This is a genomic window from Micromonospora cynarisoli (assembly GCF_030518815.1).
Lineage (GTDB): Bacteria > Actinomycetota > Actinomycetes > Mycobacteriales > Micromonosporaceae > Micromonospora > Micromonospora wenchangensis.
The window spans coordinates 6,998,516-7,018,586 of the sequence record NZ_CP130426.1 but is presented as its reverse complement, the minus strand read 5'-3'; the positions used below and the strand labels follow the sequence as shown (position 1 = coordinate 7,018,586).

The window sequence follows — 20,071 nt, the reverse complement described above, 5'->3', positions numbered from 1 at the left end:
GGGTGCCGCGCCCGGGGTCGGACCGGGTGCCGCTGCCGGCCGGGCGCGGGGCGACGAACCCCGGCTGCCAGGACAGCGGCAGCTTTCGCCCCCACACCCGGGTACAGCGCGATGTTTCACCATAAAAAGCTTCAACTGCTTACAAGGTACTAATTCCCCTAGGCTGGTCCCTGGCCCGACAGGCCCGGCGGAAGGACCGGAAGACATGTGTGGCATCTGCGGAGTGGTCCGCCCGACGGGAATCGTCGAACCGGACCTCCGTCTGGTTTCCTGGCTCAACGACAGGCAGCGGCACCGTGGCCCGGACGCGGCGGACCGTTGGGCCGGTGCCACCGTCGCGCTCGGACAGACCCGCCTGGCAGTCGTCGATCTGACTGACGCCGGCCGTCAACCGTTCGTCAGCCGTGACGGGCAGATCCGGGTGGTGTTCAACGGCGAGATCTACAACCACGGGGAGCTGCGCCGCCGGTACCGGCTCACGCACGTCGGCCGCTGCGACGGGGCAATCCTGCCGGACCTGTGGGCCCTGCTGGGCACCGACATGTTCCGCCAGCTCAGAGGGATGTTCGCAATCGCCGTCGAGGACGGCAGGGACGACAGCCTCACCCTCGCCCGCGATCCCTTCGGCGTCAAACCGCTCTACTGGACCAGGACCGACGACGGCGCCCTGGCCTTCGCCTCCGAATGCCGTCCCCTGGCGGGCCTGCACCCCCGGCTACGACTCAGCACCCCGGCCATCCGGCAGTACCTGATGTTCGGCGCGGTCGACCGGGACGAGTCACCGTACGCGGGCATCGCGGCGGTGCCCGCGAACGCCTGGATACGGTGGGATTCCACCCTGGGCTGCCGGACCGGCCCGCTGCACGACGAATTCCTCGGGGACCTTCCCGATGCCACGCCCGCCGACATGCGAGCCGAGTTCCTCCGTTCCGTGTCACTGCATCTGACCAGCGACGTGCCGGTGGCACTACTGCTCTCAGCGGGCCTGGACTCGGCGGCGGTCGCCTGGGCCGGGCGGGAGATCGCCGCCGAGCTGGTCTGCGTGACCGTGGACCCGAGCGGTCTGATGGGTGAGCAGGCGGGCGCCCGGCGGGTGGCCACCAGGTACGGCCACCGACACGAGGTCGTGGCACGAGGCCCCGACGAGCAGACGGTGGCCGAGTACTTCTCGGCCATGCAACGCCCGTCGATCGACGGACTGAACACCTTCCTGGTGAGCCGGGCGATCGCCGGTCTGGGCCTGAAGGTGGCCCTCTCCGGCCTCGGTGGGGACGAGATGCTCGCCGGCTACGGATCCTTCCGCGCGCTCCGCCGGCTGCCCCTGTTGCGGATCACCGATCGGCTACCGATGCGGCGCGCGGTGGTCCGTGCCTGCGCTGCCAGGAACGAGAAGTTGGCCCTCCTGCTCGGTGCCGACGGCCCCCGCGACGCCGCAGGGATGGGCGAGCTGTTCCGGCGGGTGCTGTCGGACCGGCAGCTGGCGACGCTGGGCGTGACCGTGCCACCGCCGTTGCCCCGGCAGGGCGGTCGGCCGGACGCGTCGGCCCTGGCGCTCTCCCGGCACGAGATACAGCACTACCTCGGCCGCGTGTTGCTGCCGGATGCGGACGCCTTCTCGATGGCGTCCTCGGTGGAGCTGCGGGTGCCGTACGTGGACGTCCCCTTCGCGCGACAGGCGCTGGCGGTGGCTCCGGAGCGCGGCGTCGGCAAGCGCGGCTTCGCCGCTGCCCTCGACGACCCGGAGCTGCGGCGGATCGCGGGTCAGGCCAAGAAGGGCTTCACCCTGCCGATGGACAGGTGGATGCGGACCGGACCGCTGGCCGCCAGCGTACGGTCGGCCATGTCGGCGGACGCGCCGGTCCGGTCGCTGCTGCGCCCCGAGGCGGTCGACGGTCTGCTCGCCGACTGGCGGGACGGTCGCTCGATCTGGTCGAAGGCGTGGACGGTGGTGGCTCTCGACGGTTGGCTGCGCAGCTTCCCGGCCGGCACCGTCGAGTCGGCCCTCCCGGAGACGACGTCCTCCGGCAGCCTTCGGTGAGATCGGGGCCGGGGCCGCCTCACCTGGCGGCGTCGGCCAACAGGATCTCGTCGAGGATGGTCGGCTGCGTCGCCCCGGCACGCCAGGTGCGGTAGGCCGCCGCAGCCGCGAGGCGGGCGGTCCGGCGCTGCTCGGGTGACATCGCGGCGATCCGTTCGACGTGTCCCCCCAACTCCTCGGCCGAGGGGTCGGTGAGCACCACGCCTCCTCCCGCTTCGAGCACCGACGACCACGGCGTCTCCGCGGAACAGATCACCGGACAGGACGCGGACAGGCTCTCCGCCACCACATGGCCGAAGTTCTCCCCCAGTGTCGGGAAGAGAAAGGCGTCGTACTCGTGGAACGTCTCGCGGACGGCCTCCGGTCGCAGCTCGCCACGGTACGTGGCACGCACGGTCGAGGGGAGCCGGCGGAGAGCCTCCCGGCACTGTTCCCAGTAGCCGTGATCCTCCACCGGGCCGTAGATGTCGAACACCACCTCCGCCCGGACGCGGCCGAGAGCGGTGAGCACCAACAGCAGATTCTTGATCGCAGCGATCCGACCGATGAAGACCAGTCGCGCCGGACCCGCCGTGGTGGTCACCGGCGGCGCGATGGGCTGCGCAGGCAGCGTGGACGGCCCGCTGTTCAGGCGGACCCGTGCCCAGGGGAAGAGTGTGACGATGTCGGCCGCCTCGCCGGCGCTCGTGGCGTGCCACTCCGGGTCGACCCGGCGAAGGACATGCCGCCACACGGAAAGAAAGAACTGCTTCTTCCGCGCCTTCACCGACAGCGCCCCGCTGGAGCACTCGCCGCGCGGGGCGATCAGAATCCGGGGGACCCGCACCAGCCGTGCCCGCACGGCCAACAGGGCGACGACGGATATCGAGGACCACATCCCGTTCAGGTACAGCAGGTCGAAGGTTCCGGGACGCACGTCGCGCCACAGCCGCACCCAGTGGCGCGGCCGGCGCAGGTCGAGATAGAAGATCCGGGCCCGACCGCGGTCCGCCCAGCGGCCGGACAGGCCCGGGTACGGCTCCCGCGCGCCCAAGTCCCGGTCGCGGGTGACGAGAGTCGGCAGGACCGACGACGACGTCGCGTCCAGGATCGTGGCGACCGACCGGACCGGACCGCCTCCACGGAACCCCGGCTCGAAGCACCCGGAGGTCATGAGCACGCGGAAGACACGGGGTCGGGGTCGGGGCCGGGGCCAGGGCCGCGCTCCCGGTGGTCGCCGTTCGGAGACCACCGGATCGACCCCGCCCCGCAGATGACTTCCCATCGGGCTCTCCGCCACCCTTCGAACTCGCCGGCCGCCACGCGCACCCTCTCAACGCCACGACGGCGAGACGGTTACGTGCCCGGCCGGGCGTGGAGACCCGCCCGTTCTTCGTGCCGCTTCCCCAACTCCCGCCCAGTACCGCCGCCGACCACCTGGACCGTCCGTTCTCCCGCCCCCTGGGCCGAGGCGGCCTCGACCTCCCCACCCACGGCCGGCTGCGCGACCTGCCGGTGAGCGACCCGCGGTCGGCGCAGGATCAGGCTGTAGCTGCGCCACCAGGTGAGTGCGCTGCAGAGCGCGACGGCCGCCATGGCGACGACCGCCCCGCCGGCCCCGAAAAGCCCTGCACCGACGACGATCGACGGAATCCGAACCGTGCCGAGGACCGCGCCGATCCGCAGGGCGCGGCCGCCGGCCTGCTCCACCCGATGACCGGCGAATCCCACGGTCGCCACCACCACCAACAGGTACTCCACCGCCAACGCGAGCAGCAGGGGCCGGGCGGCGACCCAGTTCGCACCGAGCGCGGTGGTTCCCCACCGGTCCGGCAGCGCGGGGACAGCCAACGCCACAGGTGCGGCGACTCCGGTCACCAGGGCCGTCAGGCGTACGGCCGCCCGCAGCCGAACCGGTCCCGGCTCGTCCCGGTAGCGTCCGAGGTAGGGGATCATGAGTGAGGTCGCCGCGCCCAGTAGCAGGTTCACCGGCCCGAAGACCGTCCGTCCGGCACTGATGGCACCGACAACCGCGCTGCCGGCGGTGAAGGCGAGCGCGGTGACGGCGAGTTGGGCGGAGCCGGTGGTGACGACGTACTGCACACCGAAGGTCACCGCGAGCCGCGACCCGGCGCGATCGAGCCCCCAGCGGGGACGTCCACGGTAGCCCCGCCGGCGGGCGGTGAGGTGACCCAGCAGCGCGCCGGTGCCGGCCCAGACGCTGAACACCAGTGGCGCGGGCAGCAGGCCCGCCAGGCCGAGCAGCGCCACCGCCGCAGTGACGAGCCCCCAGACGGTCTCCTGGACGGCGGCACGTCGCGGTGAGCCGATGCCGATCGCGAGCGCCTTGGTGTAGTCGTAGAGGACGAGGCCGGGCAGCGCCAGTCCGACGGTCATGAGGTAGGGGGACCCGGTGAGTACGCCGGTCATCAGCACGGCAAGCCCGGCGCCGGCACCGACAGCCACCGCCCGGCCCCCGCCGTCGCGCAGCACCACGGAGTCGGCCCGGATCGCCAGCACCGTGTCGGTGACCACGGCGCGGGCCAGACCCGACACCACGACATAGAACGAGAACGCCAGCGCGAAGCGGCCGACGCCGGCGATCGACTCGGTGCGGGCCACCGTCACCGCCAGCAGCAGGTTCCCACCGCTCGACAGGGCCGTCACCGCCAGCGCGCCGGGTGCCCGCCCCCGGACCAGCCGCCGGAACAGGCGCTGGCCGCGGGTTGCCGGACTGCCGGCCCAGGTCACCCGCCAGCCCGTCCGTCGACCGCCGCCGACTCGCGGAACGCTGCGGCACCCGCACCTGAGGGTTGCGTCCGTAGCTGGCGGCCGACCCGGCGGCCGATGTTGATCGCGGTACTCGCCGCCTGCAGACGCAGTCGGTGTGACAGCCGCAGCGCCGCCCGCCGGTCCCCCTCCACCGGCGGCCCCCCGCGCAACCAGTCGGCGACCACCTCGGCCGCCCGTGGTACGGCCGGATCGTCACCCACCGGCGACACGACCTCGTCGATGACCTCCAGCCCCCGGTAGGGTCGGCCGAAGAAGGCGGCGGTCTTCGGCGCGTAGGAGATCGGATGCAGTGGAATGCCGAGGGCCGCCCAGACGGCGTTCGAGTGCAGCTTCATGGAGACCGCCGCGGTGCATCCCACCATGCCCCGCAGAAAGGCGAGAATGTCCTGCCCCCGGTAGGCAGTCAGTTCGGTTCCCGGGGTGGCCAGCTGGTGTCGGACGCTCTGGCTGAACTCGACATCCGGGCCACCGGGCGTCGCCTCGAGCACGAAGAAGTGCACCATGTCCACGCCGTGTCGCGTCGCCACCCGGTCGATGTGCTCTGCCAGGCGGCGGGCGTCCAGACTGGGCCACCAGCGCAGGGCCACGCCGAGCACCCGCCGGCCAGCACGGGGGCATGGTGCCCCTCCCACACCGAACTGGTCGAGGAACTGCCGATCGACGAAGTCGTGACATCTACCGACCGCCCAGCCCAGCCGACGTTCGGAGAAGGCCACCGAGTCGCCGTCCCTCAGCCAGCAGGCGTCGAAAGGGCTACCCCACCGGCGGAGCCGGCGCTCCCAGTCGGCGGAGAGTGGACCGACACCGAGCCCCACCCCGAGCACCGGCACGAGCGGAACCGCGCGTGGCAACATGCCCAGCCACAGCAGCGGATTGTGCGGATGGTGACTGGTCTGCAACAGGCCTCCGCCGCCGAAGACGACGGCGTCGCAGTCGGCGAACAGCAGTTCGTTCCGGCGTGAGCCCGGCAGGTCACGTCCGGGCCTGACGGGCACGGGCCGGAGCGGCTGCGCCAGCAGTGACGAGATGCCCGCCCAGTCCACCGGCCTACCGAAACTGAGGTGACGGACCTCCGCGTCGCCCCGTCCGGCGGCGATGGACTGTGCAGCCGCCACCATTATCAGGTCGTCACCCAGGTTGCCCGCCTCGCCCATGCAGACGAGGCCGATCGTACCGGCCATCAGACCCCCTCTTCCTCGTCTGGTTCGGAGCGGTGACCGTCTCAGCGGGTTGATCGCCGGTCAGGGGAAGACCGGAGTGGACGGTTGAGCAGCACGTCGTAGGTGTCCAGGAAGTGACGCAGCGCGGCCTGGCGGGAGAAGCGTTCGAGGCAGCGCTGCCGACCCGCCGCGCCTGCCGCCGCACCTTCGCCGCCGAGCAGGTGGGACACCCGCTCGGCGAAGGCCCGGGAGAGCGCCTCCCGGCTGTCCAGCGGAAGCAACCAGCCCGTGACGCCGGGCTCCACGCACTCTCTCGCGCCGTGGGTAGCGGTGGCCACCACGGGCAGGCCGCAGGCCATGGCCTCCAACGCCGCGATACCCAGGCCCTCCTCGTGCGAGGTCTGCAGGAAGACCGAGGCCCCCCGGTAGAGCTCGATCAGATCGTGCGCCGACACGTCCGGGCGGACGGTGACCCGCTCACCGAGCCCATCGGCGGCGATCAGCGCGATGACCGACGCCGGCAGTTCTCCGCTACCGGCCAGGACGAGGCGTGGCGTGTCCGGCCGCTGCCGAACGAGTTCGCCGTAGGCATGGACCATCATGTCGAGGCCCTTGCGGGGATCACCGAGCCGGCAGACCGACAGGAGGTGTCCGTCCCGCGACCAGCCACCGGGACCGGGTGAGAACAGTGTGCTGTCGACACCGGGCGGTGCCAGCTGCACGCGCTGCTGCCCGAGCGCCCGCACCTGCTGAAAAATGGCCTGGTTCTCCACCAGGACGGCGTCGGCGGCGCGGAGTGCGGCGCGCTCCATCCGCCCGACGTAGCGGGTGGTCAGGCTCCGCCACCCGCGCAACGGCCACCTGTCGCTCGACGGGTACGAGCCTCGTTCCCAGGCCACGAAGGTGGCGGCCTGTAGGCACACCGGCACGCCCGATCCCAGCGCGGGCCACGCCCAGGCGGGTGACCCGCAGACCACCTGTACCAGGTCGTAGTTGCGCAGGGCGGCGGTCAGTTCGCGTCGCGGGCGGTACCGCATGAACTCGATCTCCACCGCGTTGGCACCCCAGTGCCATTCCGGAGTCCCTTCCCCGCCAGCGGTGGCGAGGCTCCGGCGCAGCCATGACGAGGGTGCCCCGAGTCGCCTGCTGTTGTGGTCTCCGCGTGCCGTCGCCAGATCGTGGACGTCGACCGTGTATCCGCCGGTGGCCAGTAGACCGTCCCGCAGCCACCGGCTCACCGCCGGAACCCCACCGGACAGGTGGTACGCGTGGGTGAGCAGTGCGATCCGGCGTGGCCGCTCCGGTTCGTCGACAGGAAGGGTGGCCCGCTCACCCGGCCCGTCTTCCCGCGTCAGGGCGTCACGGCCGTGCGCGTTCGGATCGGTGGTCAGCATGGGGTCTTCCGTCCGAGCAGGTAGAGGTCGGAACAGAGGGAGGGGAACGCGGTCAGCAGGCGATCGGCCACCGGGGTCAGCGTGCGGACGACCGCCAGTCGATGCCCGTACCCCTGCCAGTTCCGGCCCATGATCCGCACATCGACGAGACCCATGTCCCGGGCGATGTACCGCAGATCGTCGACGTCGGGCTCGCGGACGTGCCCACGGAAGGTCGGTTGTTCGTACCAGACCTCCATCGAGGACCACTTGCCGTGCCCCAGCGGTACGGTGAGCCGCTTGCGCAGCGCCACACAGTTCGGCACGCCCAGCAGGAACCATCCGCCGGCACGCAGTGCGGTCATCACCTCGGCGAAGAGCCGTTTGGGCGACGCGTGCCAGTGTTCCATGCTGTCGAACGTGGTGATGACGTCCATCGAGTCGGGGCCGAGCCCGAGACCGTCCGTGATCACGTCACGGGTTTCGATCTTGACGCCGTTCGTCCGGTGCACGTGCAGCGCCTCGTCTCCGGATGTCCGGTTGGCCGGGTCGGCGAAGTCGTCGATGAGGACCGCCGTCATACCGACGGCCGCGCACCCGACGGAGAACAGACCGGTGCCCCCACCGATGTCCGCGATCGATCCTCCGGGAGCCAGCCGGTGCACCAGCCCGATCTGGAACGCCTGGCGGTCTATCTCGCGGCGTAGCCCCTGCCGACGCCCGGGCGGATAGCTCAGCGCCAAACGCTCCAAAGAGTTTCTGATTCTCACCTGCTGCATCGAATTCCGCATTGGTCACCTCCGACGGCGGGACGGCCGACGCTAGCACGACCACGATCGCGACAGATCGAGAAACACGGGCCACCGCCGGAATATGCGCGGCGACCGCAAAAATGAATGCGAGTGCCATTCACCCGAGTCCCCGGAACCGGGGACCCGATCGAAGGTCGGGCTCGCAATTCGACAGGCGCCGCCGGAGGTCGCCGCCCGCCGGACCGGTCAGTGCGGCGAGCCGACCGGAAGGCCCGCCTCTGTCCTGGTACGGCGGTCCGGGTCGGGGCGAGCGCGGGTCAGCCAGAGCGCAGCGAAGATCGGCAGGGCTGCCACCACCTTCTGCGACGCTCCGATGACCGTGTCGGGATAGGTCGACGACCAGGTCAGCGGACCGCCGACGACGATGCAGAGCAGGCAGAGCCGCACCGGCCCGGGCGACCGCCGGGAGCGCAGCAGGAGTGCCACCAACCCCGCCATCGCTCCGTAGAAGAGGAACACCCCCAACGGGCCTTCCAGGAAGTACACCGTGCCCAGGGTGAGAAAGGTGTAGACGGACGTCGAACTGCCACCCAACGTCTCGTTGATCCGCTGCCCGGTCGACAGCTGGGGCCGCTCCGGGTCCAGGACCCGCGGGACCAGGCCGTACCGGAGCATCCCGAGCACCCCTGGCTGACCGACGTCGACCGGCACGTCGAACTGGGCCGCGCCCGTCACCTGCTGGTCGAAGCGGAGCCGGTCGCCCGCCGTCAGCTCCTGGGAGACCTGGATGCCGTGCCGCTGCCGGATCTCGTTCCGCTCGGCGAACAGCGCCGGCCACAGCAGCAGGAGTACGACCGCCACGAACGCGACGTGGCGCACCTTCAGGACACCGAGCAGCACGCCGGCGGCGGCCACGAACGACAGGCAGTTGACGAGGTAGGCGGAGATCGTCGTGAGGAAGGCCTGGGCGAGGCTGGCCAGCACCAGCCCGGAGGTCCAGAGCAGCACGCGGCCCAGCCGGGCCTGACCGCCGAGGTAGCTGGCGGCGAGCAGGGCGAACGCCAGGACGCTCCAGCCGGCGACCAGGGCGGTGTACCGGGCGACCGGCGACAGTGTCGTCACCTGGTAGACCTGGGTCACGATCGTGCCCCGGCCGGCGGCGGCACCCGCGATGTCGGCGCTCATGCTCACCACCGCCACGATGCGGGCGATGGTGAACAGTTTGGGGTAGGCGGAGTTCTCGGCCCGCAGGCCGCGCTGGAACTCGGCGAACGAGCCGCGCCGCAGCATCACGGTCTCCACCAGGATGGTCGCGAAGAGCGCGAACCCGAGCAACCGCAGGATGAAGCCGATCTGCGGGTTGTCGTAGTACACCGCGATCGGCAGGACGAACGCGCCGTACGGGGCGAGGACCAGGAGGGAGACCGGATAGTTCCGGCACAGGGCGAGGAGGGGACGCGCGGGGGAACGGCGGACGACGGGCGTGCCGGCGTTCATCAGCTCGCTGCCCGTCGGGCCGCCGGTCAGCAAGTGGACGTCCGTCCCGGCAGGCACAGGTCGGCGTCGAGCATCAGGCAGGGTCTGACACGTGTCGTGTTCATCGATTTCCCCACTAGGATTCCCCGGTACGGGCCGACGTTAGCATGACCGGAAACGGTCCACCGATTGCCGGCGCATTACCACAACCGCCGGAACGAATCGCTGAAAATGCGAGGCGGGCACCGAAGCATATTCGTTTCCGCCGCCATGAACACTTTACGGAAGTCAGCCACAGATCAGTCGGGAGCGGCCGGGTCAGCGCCGGATACCGGCCCAGTCGTGGTGCCGGCGGACGGTGGAGAGGATGAAGTCGACCACCCGGCGCGAGGTGTCCCGGACCTGGTAGTCGACCGGGCAGGGCACCCCGTCGCGGGCCACCTGTTCCACAGTCACCTCGATCGCCTCGACCACGCCCTGCGGGTCCAGGCCGGTCATGATGATCCCACCGGCGTCCAGGGCCTCCGGCCGCTCGATCGACTCGCGCAGGGTGACGGCGGGGAACCCGAGGACGGCGGCCTCCTCGCTGATCGTGCCGCTGTCCGACAGCGTGCAGTACGCCCGCGTCTGCAGGTGCACGTAGTCGAAAAGGCCGAACGGCTCGTGGAAGGCGATCCGGTCGAGGGTGGCCGCGTCCGGGGCGACCGCCTCGATCCGCTTGCGGGTCCGGGGGTGGGTGGAGACCAGCACCGGGTGACCCCACCGGTCGCGGACCGCCACCAGGCAGTCGAGCAGCCGGCGCAGCCGTGCCGGGTCGTCCACGTTCTCCTCCCGGTGGGCGCTGACCATGAAGTAGCGTCCCGGGGCCAGGTCGAGCTGACGCAGGATCGCCGACGCCTCGATGTCCTCGCGGTGGTGTTCCAGCACCTCGCGCATCGGTGAGCCGGTGAGCAGGATGCGCCGGGGATGCAGTCCCTCGGCGAGCAGGTTGCGCCGGGCGTGCTCGGTGTAGACCAGGTTGAAGTCGGCGACGTGGTCGACCAGCCGCCGGTTGGTCTCCTCCGGCACGTTGAGGTCGAAGCACCGGTTGCCGGCCTCCATGTGGTAGACCGGCACCCGCATCCGGCGGGCCATCAGCGCGGCGATGCAGCTGTTGGTGTCGCCGAGGACGAGCAGCGCGTCCGGTCGCGCCTCGGCGAGCACCTCCTCCATCCCGACCAGGACGCCGCCGAGCACCCTGCCCAACGACGCGGTGTCGACCCGCAGGAAACGGTCGGGATCGCGCAGCCGCAACTCCTTGAAGAAGACGTCGGAGAGGGTGGCGTCCCAGTTCTGGCCGGTGTGCACCAGGACATGCTCGACGGTCTGCTCCAGCCGGGAGATCACCCTGGACAGCCGGATGATCTCCGGCCGGGTGCCCACCACGGTCATGATCCGGGTCATGCCGGTCCTTTCTGCTGTGTCGCCTTGGTCAGGATGTCCTCGAACTGGTCCAGGCCCACCGGCAGCGACATGCGCTCCTGGTAGGTCCGTCGGGCGCAGCCGCCCATCCACGCCCGCTGGGCCGGTGGCGTGGCGGCGGCCTCGGCGAACCGCGCGGCGAGCGCGACCGGGTCGTCCGGCGCGGCGACCAGGCCGACGCCGGTCGAGGCGACCAGCGCCGCGGTGTCCCCGCCGGCGGAGGCGATCACGGGTACGCCGCAGGCCAGCGCGGCCTGAAGCTTGGACGGGACACTGCCGGCCAACGCCGGCAGGTCGCGCAGGCAGACCAACTGCCAGTCGGCTGCGGCGTACAGGGCGGCCATCTCCTGCGCGGGACGCCGGCCGAGGAACCGGACGTTGTCGGTGCCCAGGTCGGTAGCGAGCCGCCGGGCGGCCTGCTCCCCCGCCCCCGATCCGAGCAGCACCAGGTCGACGAGGTCCCGGACCGCGGCGGCGGCCCGGATCGCGGTCTCGATGCCCTGGAGGAGTCCGAGGTTGCCGGCGAACATGACGGTGCAGCGTCCCCGGTGGCCGAGCGCCGCCCGCGCCTCGGCCGTCGCCGGCACCGGCCGGAACAGGTCGTCGGTCCAGTTCCAGACCACCCGGATCCGGTCCGGGTCCACGCCCCGCCTGACCAGCAGGTCGGCCATGGTGGGCGAGATGACCACGACGGTGCTGGCCAGCCGGTAGGTCACGCGCATCAGCGCGTCGAGGTGGTGGGCGAAGCGACGGGCGGACCGACCGGTGGGTGCCATGCCCGACTGCAGCACCGACTCGGGCCACAGATCCTGTACGTGCAACACGACCGGGGTACGCCTGACACGCCGCAGCAGTGCCGCCACGGCCGCGCTGGTCGGTGGCGGGTGGTAGACGTAGGTGACGTCGACGTCACGCAGCCAGCCGGCGCCACCGACGACGCTGCTGACGCCGAAGGAGGCGTAGCTCAACGCCCGGCGGGCGACGGACCTGTCGTGACTGGGGTACGACGGCACCCGACGCACCACCACCCCGCCACCGTTCTCCTGCTGCCGGAGACGCTGCCGCCACCCCGGGTAGAGCCGCCCGAGCGGATAGCTCGGGAACGTGGTCAACACCCGCACGTCATGGCCCCGGCTGGCCAGCCCGGTCGCCAGGTTCCCCGGGATGAAGACCCCTTCGGGGGGATACCACTGACTGACCAGGCCGATCCTCACCCCACCACCGCCCGGGGCTGCGGCGCGGTCCGGTCCACCGGCTCAGGCCAGGTGTCGGGACGTGCCGGGTCGTACAACTCGTTGGTCCAGAAGAGGGTGACCAGCTCGTCGGGGCCGGTGTTGACCAGCTTGTGCGCCCACATGGTGGGCATGTCGACAAGGGCCGGTGCATCGCCGGAGACCGGGATGCGCCGTACCTCGTCGGTGCCGATCCGGCGCAGGCTGATCTCCGCGGTGCCCCGCAGCACCACGAACCGCTCCACCTTGGCCAGGTGGAAGTGTTCCCCCCGGGTCACCCCGGGCCGGGTGGTGGAACAGAAGGTCTGCCCCCCGCCGCCGTGCACCCGGACGGTCTCGACCAGTTCACCGCGCGCATCGGCCCGACGCGGCAGGGCGATCGGGTAGTGCGCGGGGAAGCAGTGCGACCGGTAGGTGTTGAACAGCCGTACGTCGTGCCGCTCCACCAGTGACGGCAGGTCACCACCCCGGTAGGTGGTGGCGATCGTGGTCAGCCGGTCGGCGAGTTCCCGTACGCCCACGCGCAGCAGCGGCATCGCGGGATCCCACGAGCCGCCGGCAGGTATCCCGAGCAGGGCGGCGGCGGCGTCGGTGACGTGCGCCAACCCCAGTTCCCGGTCGGCGTCCACCCGGGGGGCACCGCCCTCGGCCAGTTCCCGGCAGAAGGTGGCGACGGCGGAGTTGTACCAGGGCCGTCCGTGCTCGCCGAACAGGTTGGGCAGCCGCAGGTCGTCAAGGGGCGGGCCGGCCTCGGCGAGCAGCGTCGCCGCGGCGGCCTTGGCGTCCCCGTACGGGGTGCCGTTGCCGGCCTGGATGGAATTCGCGTAGCTGATGGAGGCCGGCGGCACGGCGGCACGGCGTACCCCCTCGGCGAGCTGTGCGGCGAGCCAGACATTGCCGGCGGCTACCTCTGCGGGGTCGCCCCGGTTGACGCCGGCCAGGTGCAGCACCCGGTCCACCCCGCTGATCCGGGCGGCGACCGCCGCCGGGTCGGTCAGGTCGGCCCGGTCGACCAGCACCGGCGCCGGCCAGCCGAGGGCCCGCGTGAGCACCCGGACGTGCCAGCCGAGGAATCCGTCGCCGCCGGTGAGCGCGATCCTCAGCACGCCAGAACCGGGTCACGCAGGGCGAGTTCGGCCCGCACCTCGGGCAGCGTCCGCAGCAGCTCGACGATCTCCGGCACGGTCAGCCGGGGCGCGTTGGCGGAGGTGAAGTCGGCGGTCGGGTCGGGCCGGAGATCCCCCTCCGACACGTAGAGCGCGTAGTTGAGGTCACGGGCGTCCATCGGCACCCGGAAGAACTCGCCGAAGTCCTGCGCCCGGCTCAGCTCCTCCCGGCTGGCCAGTGTCTCGTCCTGCTTCTCGCCGTGTCGTACGCCGATGACGTCCACCTTGGCCGGCACGTCGAAGAGCTGGCAGATGGCCGTGGCGAGGTCGCCGATGGTGCAGGCGGTCGCCTTGCGGACGAAGACGTCACCGGAGCGCGCGTACGCGAAGGCGTGCTCCACCAGCTCGACCGACTCGCCCAGCGACATCAGGAACCGGGTCATTCCGGCGTCGGTCACCGTGGGTGCGCGCCCGGCCTTGATCTGCTCGATGAAGAGCGGGATGACCGAACCCCGGGAGTACATCACGTTGCCGTAGCGGACGCAGGAGACGACGGTGCCGCTGCCGGGGTTGTTGCGGGCGTAGGCCTGGACCACCTTTTCCATCAGGGCCTTGCTCATCCCCATCGCGTTGACCGGGTGGACCGCCTTGTCGGTGCTGAGCACGACCACCGAGCCGACCTCGTTGCGGTCCGCCGCCTCCAGCACGTTGGCGCTGCCCAGCACGTTCGTGCGGATCGCCTCCAACGGGAAGAACTCACAGGAGGGCACCTGCTTGAGCGCGGCGGCGTGGAAGACGTGGTCCACGCCCCGGCTGGCGAGCAGGACCGTGTCCCGGTCACGGACGTCGCCGACGTAGTAGCGGACCCGGTCGTCGGCAAGTTGGCGGCGCATCGCGTCCTGCTTGGCCTCGTCGCGGCTGAGCACCCGGACCTCGGCGACATCCTGGGCGAGCAGTCGCCGCACCATGGTCCGACCGAAGGATCCGGTGCCGCCGCTGATCAACACCCGGCGACCGGTGATGGAAGAAGTCACTGTTGGTACACCCCGTTTCGTTGCCCACTCGTCTCGCGGACACCACGGCACCCCGCGAGCAGGGCCGGCGGTCTCCTCTCGGGCAACGACCGGAAACAGTCAGAGAAACGCTCAAATGGCATTCTCCGTGCCAGATAACCTAGAAGGTGGAAATCTAGCCATTACCGAGCCGGCAGCCGTCAGGGCGAGAGTGCGGGACGAGTCGCGGCGGACCCGATCAGGTAGGCGCTGGAGACGTACTGCCGGGGCGCGGACGGTAGGTAGTGCTCCCGCCACCGGCCGGCCCCGCTCGCTCTCCGTCGACCACGTCCGCTGCGAACGGCAGCCTGCCCGGCGGCCCGGGTGTCCCGCCCGGTCACCCGTGGACGGCCGGACGGGACACAGGTGGTACTCACGACGTCGACAGCACCTCGTCGACCAGGGACTTGGCCTCCTGCTGGATCCGCTTCAGGTGCTCCGGCCCCTGGAACGACTCGGCGTAGATCTTGTAGACGTCCTCGGTGCCGGACGGCCGGGCGGCGAACCAGCCCGACTCGGTGGTCACCTTCAACCCGCCGATCTTCGCGCCGTTGCCGGGCGCCTCGGTCAGCGTCGCGGTGATCCGCTCGCCGGCCAACTCCTCGGCGCCGACCTGCTCCGGGGAGAGCCTGCCGAGCACGGCCTTCTGCTCCCGGGTGGCCGGGGCGTCGATCCGGGCGTACGCGGGCGCACCGAAGCGGTCGGTCAGCGCGGCGTAGTGCTCGCTCGGGGTCCGACCGGTCGTCGCGATGATCTCGGCGGCGAGCAGGCAGAGCAGAATGCCGTCCTTGTCGGTGGTCCAGGTGCTGCCGTCGCGGCGCAGGAAGGACGCCCCGGCGCTCTCCTCGCCCCCGAAGCCGACCGTGCCGTCGAGCAGCCCGGGGACGAACCACTTGAAGCCGACAGGCACCTCCAGCAGCGGCCGGCCCAGGTCGGTGGCGATCCGGTCGATCATCGAGGAGGAGACCAGGGTCTTGCCGACGGCCGCCGCCGGGCCCCACTGCGACCGGGTACGGAACAGGTGGCCGATCGCCACCGCCAGGTAGTGGTTGGGGTTCATCAGGCCCCCGTCGGGGGTGACGATGCCGTGCCGGTCGGCGTCGGCGTCGTTGCCGGTGGAGACCTGGAACCGGTCCCGGGCGGCGATCAGCGACGCCATCGCGTTGGGCGACGAGCAGTCCATCCGGATCTTGCCGTCCCCGTCGAGGGTCATGAACCGCCAGGTCGGGTCGACCAACGGGTTGATCACGGTGAGGTCGAGCCGGTGCCGCTGCGCGATCTCGCCCCAGTAGGCGACGCTGGCCCCGCCGAGCGGGTCGGCCCCGATCCGCACCCCGGCGTCGCGGATCGCGTCGATGTCGAGCACCGACGGCAGGTCGTCGACGTAGCCGGCGAGGAAGTCGTACGTGCCGGTGGTGTCGGCGGCGCGCGCCCGCGCGTACGGGATGCGTCTGACCTCCTTGAGCCCGGCGGCCAGGATCGCGTTCGCCCGGTCCTGGATCCACCGCGTCACGTCGGTGTCGGCGGGCCCGCCGTTGGTGGGGTTGTACTTGAAGCCGCCGTCGTCGGGCGGGTTGTGCGACGGGGTGATCACGATGCCGTCGGCGAGCCCGTCGGTGCGTCCCCGGTTGTGGGTGAGCACGGCGTGCGACAGCGCCGGGGTGGGGGTGTAGCCGTCGCGGCTGTCCCGCAGCACCGTGACGTCGTTGGCGGCGAGCACCTCCAGCGCGTCGGCCTCGGCGGGGGCGGACAGCGCGTGGGTGTCCCGGGCCAGGAACAGCGGCCCGGTCAGGCCCTGGCTGCGGCGGTAGTCGCAGAGCGCCTGGGTGACGGCGAGGATGTGGTCGGAGTTGAAGGCGTTGCGCAGGCTGGACCCCCGGTGGCCGGAGGTGCCGAAGGAGACCTGCTGCGCCGGGTCGTCCGGGTCCGGGTGCTCGGCGTAGTAGGCGGTCACCAGCCGGGGCACGTCGACCAGGTCGGCGGGCTCGGCGGGCTGTCCGGCACGGGGGTGGGCCACTGCGGAAACCTCCTCGGGTGGTACGGGGCGGGTGTGTCGTCTTCCCGGCGGCGGCCGGGTCACACACCCGGGCTCAGGGCTCGACGCGCTGCCCCTTGCCGATGACGACGACGCCGTTGTCGGAGACCGTGTAGCGCTGCCTGTCCTTCTCCAGGTCGACCCCGATCTCGGCGCCCTCGGGCACGAAGACGTTCTTGTCGAGGATGGCCCGGCGGACCACCGCGTGCCGGCCCACCTCGACGCCCTCCATCAGCACCGCGCCGTCGACCTGCGCCCAGGAGTGCACCTTGACCTTGGGCGAGACCACCGAGTTCTCCACCAGCGAGCCGGAGATCACCGCGCCGGGCGAGATCATCGAGCCGACCGCCCGGCCGACCCGCTCGCCCCACTGGTGGACGAACTTCGCCGGCGGGTACGGCGGCTGGTCGGTGTAGATGGGCCAGTCGAAGTTGTAGAGGTTGAACACCGGGTGCACGTTGATCAGATCCATGTGCGCGTCGTAGAAGGAGTCGAGCGTCCCCACGTCCCGCCAGTAGCCCCGGTCCCGGTCGGTGCTGCCGGGCACCTCGTTGTCCTTGAAGTCGTAGACGTTGGCCTCGCCCCGCTCGACCAGCATCGGGATGATGCTGCCGCCCATGTCGTGCTTGCTGGTCTTGTCGGCCGCGTCCCGCTCGACGACCTCGCAGAGCGCCCGGGTGGAGAAGACGTAGTTGCCCATCGAGGCATAGATCTGGTCGGGGGCGTCGGGCAGGCCGACGGCGTCGGTGGGCTTCTCCCGGAACGACCTGATCCGTTTGCCGTCCGGGCCGACCTCGATCACGCCGAACTGGTCGGCCATCGACAGCGGCTGGCGGATGCCGGCGACGGTCACCGCGGCGCCGGAGGCGATGTGGTCGTCGACCATCTGCCGGGGATCCATCCGGTAGATGTGGTCGGCGCCGAAGACGATCACGTGGTCCGGCTGCTCGTCGTTGATCAGGTTGAAGCTCTGGTAGATGGCGTCGGCGGAACCGGCGAACCACCACGGGCCCCGGCGCTGCTGGGCCGGCACCGGCGTGACGTAGTTGCCGAGCAGGGTCGACATCCGCCAGGTCTTGGTGATGTGCCGGTCCAGGGAGTGGGACTTGTACTGGGTCAGCACGACGATCTTGAGAAAGCCGGCGTTCGCCAGATTGGACAGGACGAAATCGACCATGCGGTACATCCCGCCGAACGGGACGGCCGGCTTGGCCCGGTCCGCGGTGAGCGGCATGAGGCGCTTGCCCTCTCCGCCGGCCAGGACGATCGCGAGCACCTTGGCAGCCATGACCAGACGCTATCCATACCGCTGCGACTTCACCACTCGTACGGGCACAGTTCCGCGACCGGTGCGCAGCCGGAATCTGCACTAGGGTGCCGGGCATGACCGACTCCGCCCCGCTGCGCGTGGACCTGCTGACCCGCGAGTATCCGCCGGAGGTGTACGGCGGGGCCGGGGTGCACGTCGAGTACCTGGCCCGGGAGCTGCGCCGGCTCGCCGACGTCCGGGTGCACTGCTTCGGCGCGGCGCGCGACGAGCCGGGTGTCACCGCGTACCCCGAGCCGGCCGCCCTGGGTGGCGCGAACGCGGCGCTGCGCACCATGGGCGTCGACCTGACGATGGCCGCCGGGTGCGCCGGCACCGACGTGGTGCACAGCCACACCTGGTACGCCAACCTGGCCGGGCACACCGCAAAGCTGCTGTACGGGGTGCCGCACGTGGTGACCGCGCACAGCCTGGAACCGCTGCGCCCGTGGAAGGCCGAGCAGCTCGGCGGCGGCTACGCGCTCTCGTCCTGGTGCGAGCGGACGGCCATGGAGGCCGCCGACGCGATCGTCGCGGTCAGCGCGGGGATGCGCCGGGACGTGCTGACCGCCTACCCGGCGGTGAACCCCGACCGGGTCCGGGTGGTCTACAACGGCATCGACACCGCCCAGTACGCCCCGGACCCCGGCACCGACGTGCTGGACCGGCTCGGCATCGACCCGGCCCGCCCCAGCGTGGTCTACGTCGGGCGGATCACCAGGCAGAAGGGTCTGCCGTACCTGCTGCGGGCGGCCCGGGAACTGCCCGCCGACACCCAGCTCGTGCTGCTCGCCGGCGCGCCGGACACCCCGGAGATCGCCGCCGAGGTCCAGGGGCTGGTCACCGAGCTGCGGGCCAACCGGTCCGGAGTGGTCTGGGTGGCCGAGATGCTGCCCAAGCCCGAGGTGATCCAGGTGCTCACCCACGCCACCCTCTTCGTCTGCCCCTCGGTCTACGAGCCGATGGGCATCGTCAACCTGGAGGCGATGGCCTGCGAGACGGCGGTGGTGGCGACGGCCACCGGCGGCATCCCCGAGGTGGTCGCCGACGGCGAGACCGGGCTGCTGGTGCCGATCGAGCAGGCCGGCGACGGCAGTGGCGACCCGCTGGACCCGGACCGCTTCGTCGCCGACCTCGGCCGGGCGATCAACGAGCTGCTGGCCGACCCGAAGCGCACCGAGGCGTTCGGCCTCGCCGGCCGGCGGCGGGCCGTCGAGCACTTCTCCTGGGACGCGATCGCCGCCCAGACCCTGGAGCTGTACCGCTCGCTACGCGCATAGGGAGAGGTTCGGTACATTTTTCCGTACCCACCCCGGAGGTGGCCATGCGGAACACCGGCTGGTGTACCGGGTCACCAAGGACGACGTCGAGATCATCGCCTGCCGGTACCACTACGGCGACCGATAGCGCCGCGCCCCGCGTCACCCCGGTGCCGGTCCCGGGAAAGCCCGTATGCCTGTCAGGCATTCTCAGGCCTGACAGGCATCCGGGTCTCCGACAGGGGTGCCGCCGCACAGCGACGGCGGTGGCGAGCTACCGCGAGAACGAACGGGTGCGAGCGGCGTGAAAGGCTACGAGCAGGGCCGGACCCAGGCGGTGCTGACCCAGCCGTTGGTGTCACCCGAGGCGTCCCAGAGCGAGACGTGGTAGCGACCGTTGGCCTCCTGCGCCGCGAACATGCGGGTGTTGTAACCGACCGAGTGCGGCCACTTCGTGGTCGAGGAGGTGCTGTCCACGAACACGGACAGGCTGACGGCGGTGGAGCACTTGCTGTACTGGTAGTAGGCGGCCTGGGCGGCACCGCCGGTCGCCACGGCCGTGCCGAGGCTGGTCAGGGCGGTCGCCGTCAACAGAGCGAGCGCACGCTTGCTGGTCGTACTCACGGGTACCTCCGCGTCGTCGGGTGTGGTGCGGGGTCGGCGTCGCCGCCTTTGCCGTACGGCGGCCGGTTCAGCAGGCGCGGACCCAGGCGGTGCTGACCCAGCCGTTGGTGTCACCCGAGGTGTCCCAGAGCGAGACGTGGTAGCGACCGTTGGCCTCCTGCGCCGCGTACATGACGTTGTTCCAGCCGATCGAGTGCGGCCACCGCGTGGTCGACGAGGTGCTGTCGACGAAGAAGGAGAGCGAGACCGCGGTGGAGCACTTGCGGTACTGGTAGTAGCCGGCCTGGGCGGCGGTACCGGGCAGCACGGCCGCGACAAGGCCGGCGATCGCGGTGCCTGCCACGAGGGTTGCCGCGCGGGATTTGAGCCGATTCATCCTACCTCCAGATCGCGATCTGTCGATTGACCCGGCCGACCATACACAC

16 protein-coding genes are annotated in these 20,071 nt (G+C 71.1%); 2 read left to right on the top strand and 14 right to left on the bottom strand.

Annotation, left to right across the window (positions count from 1 at the left end; translation table 11 throughout):
- Positions 1-205 precede the first annotated feature (205 nt).
- On the top strand, positions 206-2,038 hold the full coding sequence (locus Q2K16_RS30730) for an asparagine synthetase B family protein (protein ID WP_302741952.1): 1,833 nt from the start codon (positions 206-208) through the stop codon (positions 2,036-2,038).
- Between the two features lie 19 nt (positions 2,039-2,057).
- On the opposite strand, the gene Q2K16_RS30725 is transcribed toward Q2K16_RS30730, so the two are convergent.
- The 12 genes from Q2K16_RS30725 to glgC all read right to left on the bottom strand — a co-directional run bounded on the left by Q2K16_RS30725 (position 2,058) and on the right by glgC (position 17,745).
- Complete coding sequence (locus Q2K16_RS30725) at positions 2,058-3,191, bottom strand: glycosyltransferase (protein ID WP_302741951.1); 1,134 nt, start codon at positions 3,189-3,191, stop codon at positions 2,058-2,060.
- Between the two features lie 182 nt (positions 3,192-3,373).
- Positions 3,374-4,768 (bottom strand): MATE family efflux transporter, encoded by a 1,395-nt coding sequence (locus tag Q2K16_RS30720; RefSeq protein WP_302741950.1) that lies wholly within the window; start codon positions 4,766-4,768, stop codon positions 3,374-3,376.
- Entirely contained in the window at positions 4,765-5,991 is a 1,227-nt protein-coding gene (locus Q2K16_RS30715) for a polysaccharide pyruvyl transferase family protein (protein WP_302741949.1), read from the bottom strand. The genes Q2K16_RS30720 and Q2K16_RS30715 overlap by 4 nt, the downstream gene beginning before the upstream one ends.
- Before the next feature lie 41 nt (positions 5,992-6,032).
- On the bottom strand, positions 6,033-7,364 hold the full coding sequence (locus Q2K16_RS30710) for a glycosyltransferase family 4 protein (RefSeq protein WP_302741948.1): 1,332 nt from the start codon (positions 7,362-7,364) through the stop codon (positions 6,033-6,035).
- Positions 7,358-8,113, bottom strand: a complete 756-nt coding sequence (locus tag Q2K16_RS30705; RefSeq protein WP_302741946.1) for a class I SAM-dependent methyltransferase — start codon at positions 8,111-8,113, stop codon at positions 7,358-7,360. Before Q2K16_RS30705 ends, Q2K16_RS30710 begins: the two co-directional genes overlap by 7 nt.
- Before the next feature lie 228 nt (positions 8,114-8,341).
- Positions 8,342-9,625: a hypothetical protein gene (locus Q2K16_RS30700; RefSeq protein ID WP_302741945.1), complete on the bottom strand. Its 1,284-nt coding sequence runs from the start codon at positions 9,623-9,625 to the stop codon at positions 8,342-8,344.
- A 264-nt stretch (positions 9,626-9,889) separates the two neighbouring features.
- A complete protein-coding gene (wecB, locus tag Q2K16_RS30695) occupies positions 9,890-11,014 on the bottom strand; it encodes a non-hydrolyzing UDP-N-acetylglucosamine 2-epimerase (protein ID WP_302741944.1) in 1,125 nt (374 codons plus the stop codon).
- Positions 11,011-12,246 (bottom strand): glycosyltransferase family 4 protein, encoded by a 1,236-nt coding sequence (locus Q2K16_RS30690; RefSeq protein WP_302741942.1) that lies wholly within the window; start codon positions 12,244-12,246, stop codon positions 11,011-11,013. The genes wecB and Q2K16_RS30690 overlap by 4 nt, the downstream gene beginning before the upstream one ends.
- Positions 12,243-13,370 (bottom strand): polysaccharide biosynthesis C-terminal domain-containing protein, encoded by a 1,128-nt coding sequence (locus Q2K16_RS30685; RefSeq protein ID WP_302741941.1) that lies wholly within the window; start codon positions 13,368-13,370, stop codon positions 12,243-12,245. The genes Q2K16_RS30690 and Q2K16_RS30685 overlap by 4 nt, the downstream gene beginning before the upstream one ends.
- A complete protein-coding gene (locus Q2K16_RS30680; RefSeq protein ID WP_302741939.1) occupies positions 13,364-14,404 on the bottom strand; it encodes a polysaccharide biosynthesis protein in 1,041 nt (346 codons plus the stop codon). The genes Q2K16_RS30685 and Q2K16_RS30680 overlap by 7 nt, the downstream gene beginning before the upstream one ends.
- Positions 14,405-14,795: 391 nt before the next feature.
- Positions 14,796-16,439 carry a phosphoglucomutase (alpha-D-glucose-1,6-bisphosphate-dependent) gene (pgm, locus tag Q2K16_RS30675; protein WP_302741938.1) on the bottom strand — a complete coding sequence of 548 codons (1,644 nt, stop codon included), beginning with the start codon at positions 16,437-16,439 and terminating at the stop codon, positions 14,796-14,798.
- Between the two features lie 73 nt (positions 16,440-16,512).
- Entirely contained in the window at positions 16,513-17,745 is a 1,233-nt protein-coding gene (glgC, locus tag Q2K16_RS30670; RefSeq protein ID WP_302741936.1) for a glucose-1-phosphate adenylyltransferase, read from the bottom strand.
- A 95-nt stretch (positions 17,746-17,840) separates the two neighbouring features.
- Here glgC and glgA point away from each other — a divergent pair, with 95 nt between their 5' ends.
- Positions 17,841-19,043, top strand: a complete 1,203-nt coding sequence (gene glgA, locus Q2K16_RS30665) for a glycogen synthase (RefSeq protein WP_302741934.1) — start codon at positions 17,841-17,843, stop codon at positions 19,041-19,043.
- A 291-nt stretch (positions 19,044-19,334) separates the two neighbouring features.
- Here glgA and Q2K16_RS30660 read toward each other — a convergent pair whose 3' ends face one another.
- Positions 19,335-19,646 (bottom strand): hypothetical protein, encoded by a 312-nt coding sequence (locus Q2K16_RS30660; RefSeq protein ID WP_088645400.1) that lies wholly within the window; start codon positions 19,644-19,646, stop codon positions 19,335-19,337.
- A gap of 67 nt (positions 19,647-19,713) precedes the next feature.
- Positions 19,714-20,022, bottom strand: a complete 309-nt coding sequence (locus Q2K16_RS30655) for a hypothetical protein (RefSeq protein WP_302741932.1) — start codon at positions 20,020-20,022, stop codon at positions 19,714-19,716.
- Between the last annotated feature and the right edge of the window lie 49 nt (positions 20,023-20,071).

Bases quoted from the DNA above. Each gene is read 5' to 3' on its own strand.
- Q2K16_RS30710 (WP_302741948.1), bottom strand. From the start codon at position 7,364: ATGCTGACCACCGATCCGAACGCGCACGGCCGTGACGCCCTGACGCGG.
- glgA (WP_302741934.1), top strand. From the start codon at position 17,841: ATGACCGACTCCGCCCCGCTGCGCGTGGACCTGCTGACCCGCGAGTAT.
- glgC (WP_302741936.1), bottom strand. From the start codon at position 17,745: ATGGCTGCCAAGGTGCTCGCGATCGTCCTGGCCGGCGGAGAGGGCAAG.
- wecB (WP_302741944.1), bottom strand. From the start codon at position 11,014: ATGACCCGGATCATGACCGTGGTGGGCACCCGGCCGGAGATCATCCGG.
- Q2K16_RS30655 (WP_302741932.1), bottom strand. From the start codon at position 20,022: ATGAATCGGCTCAAATCCCGCGCGGCAACCCTCGTGGCAGGCACCGCG.
- Q2K16_RS30725 (WP_302741951.1), bottom strand. From the start codon at position 3,191: ATGACCTCCGGGTGCTTCGAGCCGGGGTTCCGTGGAGGCGGTCCGGTC.
- Q2K16_RS30730 (WP_302741952.1), top strand. From the start codon at position 206: ATGTGTGGCATCTGCGGAGTGGTCCGCCCGACGGGAATCGTCGAACCG.
- Q2K16_RS30715 (WP_302741949.1), bottom strand. From the start codon at position 5,991: ATGGCCGGTACGATCGGCCTCGTCTGCATGGGCGAGGCGGGCAACCTG.